This window comes from Lysinibacillus sphaericus, assembly GCF_006864135.1.
In the GTDB taxonomy this organism is placed as follows: Bacteria; Bacillota; Bacilli; order Bacillales_A; family Planococcaceae; genus Lysinibacillus.
In genome coordinates, this window is record NZ_SADV01000002.1 from 42,463 (window position 1) to 57,544 (window position 15,082).

Consider the following 15,082-nt stretch of genomic DNA (forward strand, 5'->3'; position numbering starts at 1 on the left):
TTTTCACTCTTTTATCAGCGATTCTACCTGAGCTATCAGCGATTTTCACTCTTTTATCAGCGATTCTACCTGGGTTATCAGCGATTTTACCTCTTTTATCAGCGATTACGTCTGTTTTCCAAAAAATACGAAACTGCATTTCTATCAATGCAGTTTCGTATTTTTTAACTCAATCTATTAAAAAATTTTTGCAGCTCGTTTACACTGTTCACTATGTATGTTGCTTGTGCTTCCGTCAATTCCTCAAGTGAGCCATAGCCATAAGTAACACCGATAGAATCGATTTGATTTTCATGTGCCCCAACAATATCGTATTTACGATCTCCAATCATAATTAATTGATTGATATTCACTTCATTAAAATGTTCGCGTACATATGCGATAACTTCTCCTTTAGCTGACCGTGTACCATCCAAATTGCTGCCTGCGACAAGGTCAAAAAAATGTTCAAGGTTAAAGTATTGTATAATTTGTTCTGCAAATACAGTTGGCTTAGATGTGGCTATTGCTAACTGATAACCATCCTTCTGTAAATATTCTAATAAAGATGATATATTTTGATACAATTTATTCTCATACATGCCAGTTTTGATAAAACGTTCACGGTAATAAGCAATCGCTTGTTCAATTTGAACATCATCCATTCCATATATTTCTCGAAATGATACTTGCAGCGGCGGCCCAATAAACGTTTCAAGCTGATCAAGGTCTTCTTCAACTATACCCATTTTCCCTAAAGCATATTGAACAGATTTTGTTATCCCTATTTTAGGATCAGATATTGTACCGTCTAAATCAAATAACACTACGCTATACTTTTTCATTACTAGCCCTCCTTTTATTATTAAAGAATTGATTGATACACGGTTGATCCAAAATCATGAATATCTTTAATGTAATCAAACCCTTCAGGTGAGCCAAAGCTGTTAAATCCACGAACTGCCACAATATTTTCTTTAGGAATTACCAATAGAGCAACACTTGTGAAACCAAGTAATTGAAAGCTTCCTTGTGGTAATATTGGGCTTAACTCTGTAACCCCTTCTCTCTGTTGTGGCTGAATGAACCAGAAAAAGCCATTAGTTGGCAAGTTCTTTGGTTTAGAATTTGGGGATTGAATTGTCGTTAATAACTGTATGATTTCTTCAGGTATAATTTGTTTTCCATGTAATCTCCCTTTATCAAGATGCACTTGTCCCCACTTAGCTAGCTCTCTTAATGTGCTATACATATTCATTTTACTACCATCACATAAGTCGCTTTCATACCAAAAGGGGTTATCATTATGTATTACTTCTATATGCTGTTCGTTTTTTTCACTAAACCAATTTGTTTCAGTTAAAGACAATGGCTGAAATACTTGCTCATCTACAATTTCTGCAATAGTTTTTCCAGTAGCTTTAAAAATGACTTTTGCAAGTAGTTCTACATTAATATCTCGGTATGCCCAGTTATAACCTGCTTTGAATTCCTTCATTACTTTTTCATTTTGCCGACGTAAACCGTGAGTATGGGTGAGTAGATGTCTAATTGATACATCAGCAAAAACTATTTCATTCTCTAAATAATCACTTAGTTTATCATCTATTGAAGCAATATAGTTATGATAAATTGCATATGCTACAGCAAATCCTACATATGTTTTACGAACAGAAGCAAGATGAAAAAGAGTATGGGGTCCTATCCTTTTGGCATCTTGTTGTTGTCCTTGCACACCAAAATATTCTTCTAATACTGTTTGACCATGCTTATTAATAATAACTCCGCCACCTGTACAATCTAATTGTGAGAAAGTTTTCTTTACTTGTGTGAGTATTGCTTGTGAATTCATTTAAACACCTCTCAACATTTCTAGTTCGATGCCTACACTTATCATTGTATACCTATTGGGAATTAATACTAGATGAGTTTCTTAATTTCCGAAACCTTTTATTACCAAAATCGTTATTATTTTTAAGGAGGGGTTGTGTGGATACTCAATTTACTTATAAGCATTTTGTAAATGAAAATACGTTTTCACTTCTAGATCCGATTTTTGAAGCTACCCTACTTTTTGCTGTTTTGCTACTCATTATTGTGATTGTAAAAAAAGTATCTATTTGGTTTTGTTTACTTTTGGCAAGCCTCTCAGCAATTATCACAGGTCAGCTTCTTTGGTTTAGTGGCATTATAGCTGATGAGCTAAACATTGAAGGAAGTTCCAAAGGCTTTTACTGTTTTGTCATTATGCTGCTAATTCATTGTGCAGCTATTTGGATTTCTTTAGTGAAATCCTCTAAACACGAAAAAATACCGCAGTACTCAGAGGAGATTTAACCTACTGAGTATGCGGTATTTTATGAATTAAAGCGCTTTTACCTTCGCTACAACATTTTCTACTGTGAATCCGTATTTTTCCATCACTATTTCACCTGGTGCAGAAGCGCCGAACTTGTCAATTGCAAGAACGTCCCCTTCAAAACCAGTGTATTTATGCCAGCCGAATGATGAGCCCATTTCGATTGCAAGACGTTTTGTTACAGCTTTTGGAAGAATAGATTCTTTGTACGCTGCGTCTTGTTTTTCGAAGCGATCCATAGATGGCATTGAAACAACTGCCACATCTACACCATCAGCTTTTAATGCTTTTTGTGCTTCGACTGCAAGTGAAACCTCAGAGCCTGTTGCAATTAAAATGGCATCTGCCACTTCTTTTGTAGCAGGAGACACTGTATAAGCACCTTTAGTAACACCTTCACGTACTGTATCAATAGATGCGTCAAGAACAGGTAAGTTTTGACGGGACAATACTAAAACAGTTGGTGTTTTTTCAGATGCTACTGCTAGCTCCCATGCAACGGCTGATTCATTTGCATCTGCTGGGCGAACAACAGATAAATTCGGCATTGCACGTAAAGATGCAAGGTGTTCGATTGGTTCATGTGTTGGGCCATCTTCCCCTACAGCAATTGAGTCATGTGTAAATACATAAGTAACAGGAAGACCCATTAATGCAGAAAGACGTACAGCTGGACGAACATAATCAGAGAATACGAAGAATGTACCACCAAATACGTTAAGACCACCGTGAAGTGCCATACCGTTCATAGCAGCACCCATTGCAAACTCACGTACACCGAACCAAATATTACGGCCAGCATAATCGTCTGCAGAGAAATCTCCAGCGTCTTTCATCGTCGTTTTATTTGAGCCAGCAAGGTCAGCTGAACCACCGAAGAATGATGGAGTTTTCTTTGCAATTGCATTGATTGCATCTCCAGAAGAAGAACGAGTAGCTACTGATTTACCTGCTTCATAAACTGGTAATTCAGAAGCAAAATCTTCTGGTAATTGACCATTCATTGCCTTTTCAAATTGCGCTGCTAATTCCGGGAACTCTTGCTTATATGCTTCAAACTTAGCATTCCAAGCTTCTTCAGGTTGTGCCCCTTGAACTTCAGCAGCTGCTGCGAATGTATCATATGCTTCAGCAGGAATTTGGAATGGCTCGTGTGCCCATTCATATGCTGCTTTTGTTAAAACAACCTCATCTTGACCAAGTGGTGCACCGTGAGATGCAGCTTTACCAGATTTGTTTGGTGAACCAAAACCGATAACAGTTTTTACTTCAATCAGTGTTGGCTTGCCAGTTGATTTTTTAGCTTCTTCGATTGCTGCGTTAATTGCTTCAACATCTGTACCATCTGCAACTTTTAAATAGTTCCAGCCATAAGATTCGAAACGTTTTTGAACATTTTCTGAGAATGATTTTTCTAAATCACCATCTAAAGAAATATCGTTTGAATCGTATAAAACGATTAACTTTTCAAGTTTTAAGTGACCTGCTAAAGAGATAGCTTCAGCTGCTACACCTTCCATTAAATCGCCATCGCCACAAAGTGCAAATGTATAGTGATCAACGATGTCATGTCCTGGTTTATTGTAAGTAGCTGCTAAATGGCGTTCAGCCATTGCCATACCAACTGTCATAGCAATCCCTTGACCTAGAGGCCCTGTTGTTGCCTCTACCCCAACAGTATGACCATATTCAGGATGCCCTGGAGTTAATGAATCCCATTGACGGAAGTTTTGAATTTCTTCCATTGGTAAGCCGTAGCCACCTAGATGAAGTAGGCTATATAAAAGCATAGAGCCATGACCTGCAGAAAGTACAAAACGGTCACGGTTAAACCATTTTGGATTAGCCGGATTATGGTGAAGTTGTTTTGTCCAAAGCGTATAAGCCATTGGCGCAGCCCCCATCGGTAAACCTGGGTGACCTGAGTTTGCTTTTTCAATTGCATCAATTGACAAAGTTCGGATAGCATTAATCGCTAGTTGATCCGCATGTTGAGTCATTATTTTGTGACATCCTTTCTCGTCCTATATATTGTTCTTATACAGTTTAGTCAACATTGCTTCAGAAAACAATGGTTTTGTTATACTATTAACGATTTATAACATACTTTATCTTTATTCAGCGAAAAATCCCCCACATTATAAAGCCAGCGATGGGGCCAACTGAATAAAGATAATGCCTCAGGCGGGATGTCACGGATTTTGAAAGGAATTAACATAAGGATGTTAGCCTAAACCTTCGCATCCTGCGAAAACGGCTAACTGACCTGCATCGCGCAAGCCTAAGCACAATTCAAAATCCGGACACAATTACGTCGAGGCGTAATTGACCTAAATGTGTCATATTAATTGAGAAATTTATTTTTTTTCGCTTGTTTAACTTTTTCTGGTGTTACATCATTTCCTTCAGCATCTACCACTTTTACGTTTTCAATTGTATCTCGCATCGTTGATCTAAATGTATCTAGATATTCTTTACGAAGCGCTGATCGTTCCTTAGCTTCTGCCTCTGTTAATGTACCACTTTTAGCCTTAGCAGAAAGTTCATTGATTCGGTTAATTTTTTCTTTTGATAACATAATTACACACCTTTCAATACATATCTTAATGAATATTATATGCAAAGTATAGCATGTATCCCCTTGAAATGCAGTTATACCAACCTTTTAAGTATCCTTATATTTTTGAAATAAATTCCACAAATTGCATGACTTTGAGAAATTACAAGTGTATAACTAATTATAGGGTTCCAAAACAAAATTAATTTATGCTTGGAGGAATATAAATTGTTTATCAAAACGAACAGACTTTTAATAAGAGAATTTGAGATTCAAGATTGGCAAGCTGTCTATGAATATACTTCGAATCCAAATGTAATGAAGTATATTCCCGAAGGAGTTTTTAATGAAGAAGAAGCTAAAAAGTTCGTATCAGAAAATAGCGGTGAACAAGCAAAATACTTCCCTGTTATTTTAATAAGCGAAAATATTGTCATTGGTCATATTGTTTTCCATCAATATTTTGGTGACCATACGTATGAAATTGGCTGGGTATTGAATCCGAACTATTACAATAATGGCTATGCCTCTGAAGCAGCAAAAGCTGTACTGAATTACGGATTTAAAGAAAAGAAACTTCATAGAATTATTGCTACATGCCAACCAGAAAATATCCCATCTTATCGAGTGATGGAGAAAATCGGCATGAGACGCGAAGGTTATTTTAAAAAATGTATACCAAATGGAGATGAGTGGTGGGATGAATATTACTATGCTGTCTTAAAAGAAGAATGGGCATAAGATCCTTTTAGAGATTATCGATTTCTAGAGGAGATTTATATGAAAAAGACCGCTGTATTATTGTATCCCAAATTTAGTAAATTGAGTGTAGCATTATCTATATTAATACAAGGAAATAAACCCGTCATAACTGTGGATTAAACAGCGCAAAAATTAAAGGGGAATCTGGGTTATCTTGTATAGCAGATACACAAATAAGTGATATTAATCTTGACGAAGTTGATAGCTTGATATTACCAGGGTGTATGGATATAGCTTTATTAATACACGAGCAAAAATTAATAGATTTTATTAGTCATGTAAATGCCAAAGGAGCTATCATTGCAAGTATTTCTAGCACGCCATCTCTTTTAGCAAAAGCAGGAGTATTAAAGAACAAAAAATATACTGTAGGATTATCTCCAGAAGGTATGGATAAGCTGGGCTTCTTTGATCTTAGTCATCTCTCTGAAGACTTAGTTGTACAAGACGGCAACATCATAACTGCAAGAGGCAAAGGTTTTATACAATTTGGCATTACTGTGGGTAAAGCCCTGCAGCTCTCTTTTGATGAAAATTGGTACAGGGCATAACAAAAAAATCGCTAAAGAGAGGTAGAAATCACTACTTCTCTTATTTTTTTACTATTCATTCTATTTGTTGATCGGGTATACCCGTCACTTTGGAACTTAACCTTTAAAAATTAAAAAATCAGCGGGACGATAAAAACCCCACTGATTAATACGTTACTTTATTTTGCCCGCTTCCCTCTTGATGTTCCCGATATCTCCTATGGACTGTAGCTTTGCTTACTTCAAAGCCTAAACCTCTAAGTGTCATGGCGATTTCCTCAAAGGTGAAGCCTCGATTACGTAGGTTGACAATTTCGTCTATAGGAACATCCTTACGTTCTTGACCATTTGGATTTCCACGGTTAGATAAATTGTTTTCAGGGCGATAGCCATTTTCAACGGCACGACGCATGCCACGTCGTATTTTAGCATTATGGATTCTACGCTGGTACTCCTCTACGATTGCTAAAATTTCTAAGAGCATCGTATCCATTTCATTTAATTGTATAGGTCCCTCGTCTCGCATAGAAAAAACATTAGTTTCAGTTTTCTGCAATAAATGCAATACTGCCATTCGAGCATTTCCACGTCCTAAGCGTGTTTCATCCTGTACAAATAATGCTTCTATTTCTTTTTCTTTAATGAAATCAAGCATTTCTAGTAAACCTTCACGTTCCACATCATAACCACTATGCTTGTCCTTAAAAACATGCTTAACTTCGTAGCCCTGTTCTTTAGCATAGCGCATCAACTCCTCCTGCTGACGCTCTAACGAGGAACTTTGTGTCTCTTTTTCTGTACTCACACGGCAATAGACAACGGCCGATTGTTGATTCATTTTCATTTGTCGTTTCTCGCAATTTCAATTGAATTTATAGGGGATGGGTCACCCACTACTGGAATCACTAAGGATTTACCTGCAATAATTTGTGCGTTTGATAATTCATTTTCTGTTTTCACAAGCTTAATCCATTCATCCGTTTTCATTTTACCACGGTATTGATCGGCTAACGACCATAAGCTATCACCATGTGCGATTTCAATTTCTGTGTACGTTACATCGCCTGGGTCTGTTATAAAAAGGTATGCCGCAAAAAGCAAACAAGCTCCTAATAAAGTTGTAATATGTGGATTTTTCTTTAACCAGTTCATGTTTAAAACCCCTTTTCTAGAATGTTTGTTCGGAATATATGTTCTCATATTAATACGAACAAACGTTTTTGTCAAACACTTTTCGAACCTATGTTTGCTTAAGTGTTCGCATTCTGTTATACTACTAATTAGTAAAATGATTAAAAAAAGAGGTGAGCAATTATGAAAAAAGTTTCGAAAAGACAAGAGGCCATATTAGAGTTCATTAAAGAAGAAGTACGAGCAAAGGGGTATCCACCATCTGTACGTGAGATTGGGGAGGCAGTTGGACTTGCTTCAAGCTCAACAGTTCATGGGCATTTAGCTCGTTTAGAACAAAAAGGCTTGATTCGACGCGATCCAACTAAACCACGTGCTATTGAAATTTTAGAGCCAGAAGATTCTATCCAAAAGCAACACGTTATTCATGTCCCATTAGTTGGGAAGGTTACTGCAGGTTCTCCAATAACTGCTGTTGAAAATATCGATGAATATTTCCCACTCCCAGATATTTATGGTACAAGTGAAGATCAATTATTTATGCTTGAAATTATGGGTGAATCAATGATTGAAGCTGGCATTTTAGACGGAGATTTAGTTATTGTTAAACAAAAAGCAACAGCTGATAATGGTGATATTGTCGTAGCAATGACTGAAGAGAATGAAGCAACTGTAAAGCGCTTCTTTAAGGAAAAAAGTCATTTTCGTTTACAGCCTGAAAACTCAACAATGGAGCCAATTATCGTAGATCAAGTTTCTATTTTAGGGCATGTTGTAGGTCTATATCGTCGTGTACATTAAAAGTATCTCAATATTAAAGTATAAAAGGAGGTTATTATGTTCACAAATGGGCATATACCTCTTTTTCTTATCTTTTGAGTGTTATTTTAATCACTAAAAAAGAACCCACTTGAAAATGGATTCCTTACACCTAGCAATGTATTCATGTTCATCACCAAGGTTATCTTAGTAAAGTTTATGCCTCTACCTTAAATTTCAAACTTGCCTTTACAAATGCAGCAAATAGTTTCTTTGATATTTCATCTCCTGCAATAGCTAACTCTTCAGGATGCCATTGAACTGCTAAACAAAATGGTAAATCATCATGCACTACCGCTTCAACGATACCATCACTTGATTTTGCTACCACTTTCAGCTTTTCTGCTACTACGTTTATTGCCTGATGATGAAATGAATTCACAGCAATTTTTTCTTCCTCAATAATCGTTTTTAATAATGTATCAGGTGATAGGTTAACATAATGTGTTGTAACACCTCTTGCTGCTTGTTGCACATGCTTTATTAATTTTTTACTATGATACTCACTTTCAATATCCTGATAGACTGTGCCTCCAAATGCAACATTTAGGATTTGAAGCCCTCGACAGATTCCGAGAATCGGCATTTTCCGAATAGAGGCTGCACTAATTAAAGCAAGCTCCACTGCATCTCGTTCGGGATGAACCTTCCCTAATTTTGGTGTAGGTTCTGCGTCAAAGAGGAATGGATGTACATCATAGCCACCCGATAGTAATAATCCGTCCGTCAACGATAAAATTTGTGCTACATCCTCTTCAACGCCAATTGGAATTATTAGTGGAACTCCCCCTGCCTCCATTATACTTTTGCTATAAGCAGCATTTAATCTTGAGGACAAATCATCCTCCGCAAAAGCCGTTATTCCGATAATTGGTTTCATCCTATCCCCTCCATGATCTTTAGCTTGCATTCACTGCCTATGAAAGAATCCGTCAATGATTACTTACCAAAACCCAAGATACCAATTCATCAACGCATCTCCATAGAAATAGATGATAATAGCTGCGAGAGCAATAGAAGGTCCGAATGGTATAGGCGTTTTCCTTCCCTGTCCACGTATCTTTAATACAACGATGCCAACAATCATGCCAATTACTGCCGCTACAAAAAGCGTCAAAATGGTATGTATTGTCCCGAGTACGAGACCAAGTAAAAAGAATAATTTAATATCGCCACCACCCATTCCACCTCTTGATAGAACAGCTATACAATATAATATGCCAAAACCTACGACAGCACCAACTATACTGTCCCACCAAGGAGACAACGGAGAGATCACGCGTCCAAAAACTAGCAATGGTAAAAAGAATAATAGCACCTTATCGGGAATAAGCATATACGCAAAATCCGATACAACAATAATGACTACTAATGAAATTAATAATAGCGCCACAAAAAATTCTGCACTAAAGCCTAATTGCCAATAAGCAAAAGCAAATAATAGGCCTGTAATAAGTTCCATCAATGGATAAATCCAAGAAATTTTTTGCCCACAGCTACGGCATTTTCCACCTAAAAATAAATAAGACAAAACAGGCACCAAATCAAGCGCCGTCAACTGTCTCTTACAAGAAGTGCAATGCGAGGGTGGGTGCACAACGGACTCCTTCATAGGCACACGTAAGCCAACTACATTAAAAAATGAGCCAAGAACGAGCCCAAATAGTAAAACTGTAATGGTATAAGCGATTTCCATTTTTATGTCCTCCTATACTAATAGACGCCCATACACTTAAGTATGCGCGCCATCTAGATTATTGTTGTCCTTCATAATAGAACGTCGTTACTTGTATAGTTGCTTTTAAGGTTGTATCAGCGTCTTCCTTGAATTTCGCTTCTTCACCAGTTAATGTGAAATCGATCGCATCAATTTTCATCACACGATCAATTTTTTCAATTTCTTTTATAAACTCAACCATAGCTTTATTATCCAATGCGACAACTTCAATATCAAATGTTACGAGTTTTAATTCCTTTGGTAAAGAGTCTTTATTGAGAGTAGCAGTTGGTATTTTATCTTTCACTTCAGGTGTTTCATCATTTTTAGCAATAGCTTGTTCATCCGCTTCAGTTGCAGATTGCTGTGTATCAGCCTGTTCCTCAGAATTTGTCGAGTTAGGATCTGTAATAGCTGACTCCATTACGAGCGAATCATAATTATTAAAGTCCATAGCTTCTACCCGCGTGCCTGTCACCACTTCAATCTCTTCAATATTTCGAATTACTTCGTCAATCGCTCGAGTTTGAGGTACTTTTTTACGTAATGTTAAGTTACTTGTACGATTAGATTTACCGTTCTTTTCAATTAAAGCAATCTGCTCCTGAATTGTAGATACTTCTTGTTGAAGCGCGATATTCGAGCTTTCTTTCGCATCCACTTCTTCTAATTTAGGTGTTACTATATAGTAATAAAGCGCAAATAAAATGGCTGCAATTAAAGCTGTTAAGATAAGAATCGTTGAATTTTTACTACTTGTCATGATTCTCTACCTCCAGCGAGAAATTTAAAATCAATTCCTAATGTAATAGTTGCCGAATAACGTGGTACTTCCTTAAACTTGTTCTTAGGACTTTTTTCCTCTTGGTTCTCAATAGCAACATCAAAATTAGAAATAGTATCGACCTGTATATCATTGAAATAAGGGCTTGCAGTTAGCTTTTCTAAATAAGATGATATAGCTGACATCGTTTCAAAATCAGCCGTAATTTCAACATTTTTCTCACCAAATACATAGTTCCTTAAATACGTTTGCTCTGGTAATAATACTTGCGTTTCATCCATTAAAGGTGTCACAGGATAGGATACTTTTTCCACAAATTGTACGGATTGCTCCAATGAGCCTTTATTCGCATTTTGCTTACTATCTAACTCTATTTGAAGTTGTTCGCGTTGCGATGAAAGCTCCACTTCCTGCGCATTTAATGTTGTAAGATCACTTTTTGCTTGGAAAAACAGGAAAATCATATATCCTACTATGATACCAATAAGAATAATAAATACTACATATATTAAAGTAGGCGTTGAATGCTTCTTTTCCAAATTCGGCAAGAGGTTAATGTCTGGTACCATTAGTTAACCTCCTTTAATGCAAGTCCTAATAAGCTTGCAAATTGCTCTGAAAATTGAGGGAAAGATTTTTGAATGATTGAATCATTTAACATAATAATTGGTATCGAAAAATTATTTTCTAAAAACTCTTTAACGGTTGAAAGTAGTGGATTATCTCCTAAAATGATAATCTCATCTACACTTTTCTCACCTTTATGTAAGGAAAACTTAAAAAAATTCATAATACGATCGATTTCAAGCATTTGATCGGTAAGAATCATACGATATTCATCTTCAACTTCTGAATGATAAGAAAAACGATACTCTTCAATTTCTTCAGGCTTCCATTTCGATAAATCTGTATCAAATGATTGGTATCGTAAAAACTCCAGTTGCCCAAATGAAAAAATACTTATCGATAATTCATTGATTGACCAATCCGCTATTAAATAAGTTCGATCATCCTTTATTAGCTGCAAATACTCTAACAGACGAATATTACACAATGCTCGAATATCTGCTGCTTGTGGATCTAATGTAGCATCGAGTAAAAGTCCAATCATTTTCGTCACTTCTTCTGAAGGTGCTGCAAATAACATAGCCTGTCCATCATTAGGATTCGGGTCATACACATCGATAAGAGGATCTTGAAACGGAAGATGGATGGACTGACCAAGCTCCATTTCCACATAACCTTTTAATTCATTCCACTCTATATCATCAGGATGCTCAAAGCTCTTTAACAAAACGGAAGTATCCGGTACAAAAATACGCGCATTTTGCTTTTTGCCAGCCCATTTTGCCACATCATTTTTCATGACATCAAACAATTCCATTTCATTCTGAATAACAGATCCTTCAACAATCCCCTGTGCTAATGGCATTTCATAGCCTTTCCATTGCGACGGATCAGCACCTTTTGCCACAATCGCACGCAATATATAATCCTTTATTTCAATCGACACATGCGATTTTTTCTTTTTTGTAAACATGTGAAAAGATGCCTCCTTCTGAACTTTAGCTTTAATAATTAACCATCCATTTCCCAACCAGAAGCACAGATTAAACTGCACTTCTGAGTAGGTTGGGAGGGTTTATTTCGAAATCCATGAAAACTTATCTGTGTCAGTATCAGGTTTATCAACCTCTAATTCTGATAATGTTGATGCATCAATTTTATATTCTTTTTTGCCTGCAACAATACCTTTTGTTACTGTAATTTTCCCTTCGCGAGTTACCGTGAATTCTTTAACTGTACCTGAATCTTTTACATAATCAGTTAAGTTAGTTGTAGTATTTGTGAAGGTTGCGGAAGGTTCAGTATTGTCCGTATAATAAATATTTGCTGCACTTATTAAGTTTGCTGCATCTGATTTAGCACCTTTCACACGGCTATTTTCGATTATATTCCCAATAGCAGGAATAGCAATCGCCGCAATAATCGCTAGAATGACGATTACTGCTAATAGCTCGATTAGTGTTAAACCTTTTTGATTTTTTAATAGTTTTTTGTTTAAGAGTTTTTTGAACATCGGTGTTCCTCCTTATAAATTGTTATGATTAGTCCGAAAATATGTACACCTACTACTACAACAACTACTACTGTCTTTTCTATACCACCCCCTTTAAAGTTCGTAAGCTTACATATTTTCGTATAATGCGAACATTGGTAGGAAAATTGCCGCGACAATCACACCTACAACCGCTGCTAAAATTAATATCATCAATGGTTCGACGAGCGATTTTAATGTATCGACGGAGCGATCCACCTCATCCTCATAGAAATCTGCTATCTTCTCGAGCATATAATCAAGAGAACCTGTTTTTTCTCCGATAGATGTCATTTGAGTTACTAAAGGAGGAAACAGCCAACTTTTTTCTAATGGCTCAGATAAGGTACCGCCTTTTTCTAGATTATCTCTTGCCTCCAGTACAACCTGTCCTACTACTGGATTCCCTACAACCTTTTCGACAATTGTTAGTGCCTGTAGAATTGGCACCGAACTACTGAATAGAGAGGATAAGGTTCTAGTCATTCGAGCAATTACATTTTTTTGCATTAAAATACCAAATACAGGAATTCTCAATAATGCATAATTCACATTGTAATGAAATTGCTTATTATTTTTATAGAAAAATCTAAATAGCAGAATCGATAATATGAGAATCCCAATCGCAAAATACCAGTATGCTATTAACCAATCCGAAATACTGACAACAACGACAGTTAAGATCGGCATTTCGATGTCCATTTCTTCAAAAGTAGCCATAAACGTTGGCACGATAAAAACCATTAAAAACAAACCTACAGCGATTGTCAGAACTGATAAGATAGCCGGATATGCCAATGCCGATTGTACTTTCTTCTTAATTTTAAATTGTTTTTCCAGTGTCCCGGCTAAACGCTCTAAAGTCTCATCGATATTCCCTGTTGCCTCACCTGAGCGCATCATATTCACAAACATGACAGGAAAAACCTTTGGGTGTTTGGCCGCAGCGTCTGAAAACGCTGTCCCCCCGCGTATATCCTCTTCCACTTGTTCTAATGCTTTTTTCAAGGCTTTACTTTTCGTTTGACCACTTAAAATATGTGTTGCCTCTACAATTGAAACGCCAGCACGGATTAGTGTTGCATATTGACGACAGTAAATGACGAAATCCTGGTGCTTCACTTTACCGCCAATGTTTAAGTCTTTGTGCAAAATGCTTTTAGACTCTTCCAGCTCACGAGCATTAATGCCTTGTGCTCGTAATTTTTCTAGTGCTACTTTTTTGTTAGTCGCGTCAATAATTCCTTTTTTGTGTGCACCTGTTTTTGTGCGTCCACTATATCGAAAAACGGTCAATTATAATCCCCCGCATTCATATATGGCCTTGCTTCTTCCAAAGAAATTTTTCCCATTGCTATTAGCTGCTGCATAGAAGATTCCAAAGTATGCATGCCTAAAGCTTTACTCGTCTGCATAACAGTAGGAATTTGGTGAACTTTTTCATTTCGAATTAAATTTGAAATAGATGGTGCTTGTACTAATATTTCAGTTGCAGCAATACGTCCCTTAGCGTCCTTACGTACAAATAAACGCTGTGAAACAATGCCCACTAAAACATTGGCTAGTTGTACACGAATTTGTCCTTGCTGATGTGGTGGAAAAACATCTATAATTCGATCAATCGTAGTCGGAGCACTACTTGTATGTAATGTCGCCATCACTAAATGGCCCGTTTCTGCCGCTGTAATAGCTGTTGAAATCGTTTCGTAGTCCCGCATCTCGCCTACTAAAATAATGTCAGGGTCCTGACGAAGCGCGGCACGCAAACCATTGGCAAAGCTCTGCGTATCGACGCCTACTTCACGTTGATTAATAATGGATTTTTTGTGTGTATGTAAATATTCAATCGGGTCTTCAAGCGTGATAATATGCTTTGATTTTGTTTCATTAATATGATCAATCATTGCCGCAAGTGTTGTTGATTTTCCAGAACCGGTTGGCCCAGTTACTAAAATAAGTCCCTGTGGTTTTTCTGCTAATTGATACAGCACCTGTGGCATATTTAACGATTCAATAGAAGGAATTTTTGCTTCAATTAAACGGGCTGCTATTGTCACTTCATTGCGTTGATGATACGCATTTACACGAAAACGACATTTCCCGGGCAATGAATAGTTAAAATCAGTTTCCCCTTTATCATGAAATTCTTGTAATTTATGTTCTGGTAAAATAGCTTTCACCATTGTCTGTAATTCTTCAGAAGTTAGTAGTTCACTCCCATAATGATCTAGCTGCCCATGGATACGATAAACCGGCGGGATCCCTTTTGTTAAATGGAGGTCAGACGCTTTTTCTTCAAATGCGCGTGTTAATAGCTCATCAATATTTCTACATGTTGTCATGAAC

At 36.9% G+C, this 15,082-nt stretch carries 18 protein-coding genes; 4 read left to right on the plus strand and 14 right to left on the minus strand.

The window, feature by feature from the left end:
• Positions 1–164 precede the first annotated feature (164 nt).
• Together C7Y47_RS02510 and C7Y47_RS02515 are read right to left on the minus strand one after the other, a co-directional pair.
• Entirely contained in the window at positions 165–824 is a 660-nt protein-coding gene (locus tag C7Y47_RS02510; RefSeq protein WP_142507337.1) for an HAD family hydrolase, read from the minus strand.
• 20 nt (positions 825–844) lie between these two features.
• Positions 845–1,831 (minus strand): serine hydrolase domain-containing protein, encoded by a 987-nt coding sequence (locus tag C7Y47_RS02515; protein WP_142507338.1) that lies wholly within the window; start codon positions 1,829–1,831, stop codon positions 845–847.
• Between the two features lie 137 nt (positions 1,832–1,968).
• Here C7Y47_RS02515 and C7Y47_RS02520 point away from each other — a divergent pair, with 137 nt between their 5' ends.
• Positions 1,969–2,316 carry a hypothetical protein gene (locus C7Y47_RS02520; RefSeq protein WP_142507339.1) on the plus strand — a complete coding sequence of 116 codons (348 nt, stop codon included), beginning with the start codon at positions 1,969–1,971 and terminating at the stop codon, positions 2,314–2,316.
• Positions 2,317–2,343: 27 nt separating this feature from the next.
• Here C7Y47_RS02520 and tkt read toward each other — a convergent pair whose 3' ends face one another.
• Entirely contained in the window at positions 2,344–4,338 is a 1,995-nt protein-coding gene (tkt, locus tag C7Y47_RS02525) for a transketolase (RefSeq protein ID WP_142507340.1), read from the minus strand.
• Between the two features lie 344 nt (positions 4,339–4,682).
• Complete coding sequence (locus C7Y47_RS02530; RefSeq protein WP_132363207.1) at positions 4,683–4,916, minus strand: DUF896 domain-containing protein; 234 nt, start codon at positions 4,914–4,916, stop codon at positions 4,683–4,685.
• Positions 4,917–5,123: 207 nt separating this feature from the next.
• Here C7Y47_RS02530 and C7Y47_RS02535 point away from each other — a divergent pair, with 207 nt between their 5' ends.
• Together C7Y47_RS02535 and C7Y47_RS02540 are read left to right on the plus strand one after the other, a co-directional pair.
• Positions 5,124–5,636 (plus strand): GNAT family N-acetyltransferase, encoded by a 513-nt coding sequence (locus tag C7Y47_RS02535; protein WP_142507341.1) that lies wholly within the window; start codon positions 5,124–5,126, stop codon positions 5,634–5,636.
• Between the two features lie 194 nt (positions 5,637–5,830).
• Positions 5,831–6,208 carry a DJ-1/PfpI family protein gene (locus C7Y47_RS02540; RefSeq protein WP_255504994.1) on the plus strand — a complete coding sequence of 126 codons (378 nt, stop codon included), beginning with the start codon at positions 5,831–5,833 and terminating at the stop codon, positions 6,206–6,208.
• Between the two features lie 145 nt (positions 6,209–6,353).
• Here the strand turns inward: C7Y47_RS02540 and C7Y47_RS02545 are convergent, their stop codons facing one another.
• Both C7Y47_RS02545 and yneA read right to left on the minus strand, forming a co-directional pair.
• Positions 6,354–7,031 (minus strand): YneB family resolvase-like protein, encoded by a 678-nt coding sequence (locus C7Y47_RS02545; protein WP_132363215.1) that lies wholly within the window; start codon positions 7,029–7,031, stop codon positions 6,354–6,356.
• Positions 7,028–7,339 carry a cell division suppressor protein YneA gene (gene yneA / locus C7Y47_RS02550; protein ID WP_142507342.1) on the minus strand — a complete coding sequence of 104 codons (312 nt, stop codon included), beginning with the start codon at positions 7,337–7,339 and terminating at the stop codon, positions 7,028–7,030. The genes C7Y47_RS02545 and yneA overlap by 4 nt, the downstream gene beginning before the upstream one ends.
• A gap of 162 nt (positions 7,340–7,501) precedes the next feature.
• On the opposite strand from yneA, the gene lexA reads away from it, so the two are divergent.
• Positions 7,502–8,119, plus strand: coding sequence for a transcriptional repressor LexA (lexA, locus tag C7Y47_RS02555; RefSeq protein ID WP_132363219.1), 618 nt, complete (start codon positions 7,502–7,504; stop codon positions 8,117–8,119).
• A gap of 175 nt (positions 8,120–8,294) precedes the next feature.
• On the opposite strand, the gene C7Y47_RS02560 is transcribed toward lexA, so the two are convergent.
• From C7Y47_RS02560 to C7Y47_RS02595, 8 genes are all read right to left on the minus strand, one after another.
• On the minus strand, positions 8,295–9,017 hold the full coding sequence (locus C7Y47_RS02560; protein ID WP_142507343.1) for a gamma-glutamyl-gamma-aminobutyrate hydrolase family protein: 723 nt from the start codon (positions 9,015–9,017) through the stop codon (positions 8,295–8,297).
• A 63-nt stretch (positions 9,018–9,080) separates the two neighbouring features.
• Positions 9,081–9,833 (minus strand): prepilin peptidase, encoded by a 753-nt coding sequence (locus tag C7Y47_RS02565; RefSeq protein WP_142507344.1) that lies wholly within the window; start codon positions 9,831–9,833, stop codon positions 9,081–9,083.
• A gap of 58 nt (positions 9,834–9,891) precedes the next feature.
• Entirely contained in the window at positions 9,892–10,617 is a 726-nt protein-coding gene (locus C7Y47_RS02570) for a potassium transporter (RefSeq protein WP_142507345.1), read from the minus strand.
• Complete coding sequence (locus C7Y47_RS02575; RefSeq protein ID WP_142507346.1) at positions 10,614–11,207, minus strand: PilN domain-containing protein; 594 nt, start codon at positions 11,205–11,207, stop codon at positions 10,614–10,616. The genes C7Y47_RS02570 and C7Y47_RS02575 overlap by 4 nt, the downstream gene beginning before the upstream one ends.
• The gene (pilM, locus tag C7Y47_RS02580; protein ID WP_142507347.1) at positions 11,207–12,178 is read right to left on the minus strand and encodes a type IV pilus biogenesis protein PilM; all 972 of its coding nucleotides are present in this window, start codon (positions 12,176–12,178) and stop codon (positions 11,207–11,209) included. Before pilM ends, C7Y47_RS02575 begins: the two co-directional genes overlap by 1 nt.
• Positions 12,179–12,280: 102 nt before the next feature.
• On the minus strand, positions 12,281–12,718 hold the full coding sequence (locus C7Y47_RS02585) for a prepilin-type N-terminal cleavage/methylation domain-containing protein (protein ID WP_142507348.1): 438 nt from the start codon (positions 12,716–12,718) through the stop codon (positions 12,281–12,283).
• A 108-nt stretch (positions 12,719–12,826) separates the two neighbouring features.
• Positions 12,827–14,032 carry a type II secretion system F family protein gene (locus C7Y47_RS02590; RefSeq protein WP_142507349.1) on the minus strand — a complete coding sequence of 402 codons (1,206 nt, stop codon included), beginning with the start codon at positions 14,030–14,032 and terminating at the stop codon, positions 12,827–12,829.
• Positions 14,029–15,078: a type IV pilus twitching motility protein PilT gene (locus C7Y47_RS02595; RefSeq protein ID WP_142507350.1), complete on the minus strand. Its 1,050-nt coding sequence runs from the start codon at positions 15,076–15,078 to the stop codon at positions 14,029–14,031. Before C7Y47_RS02595 ends, C7Y47_RS02590 begins: the two co-directional genes overlap by 4 nt.
• Between the last annotated feature and the right edge of the window lie 4 nt (positions 15,079–15,082).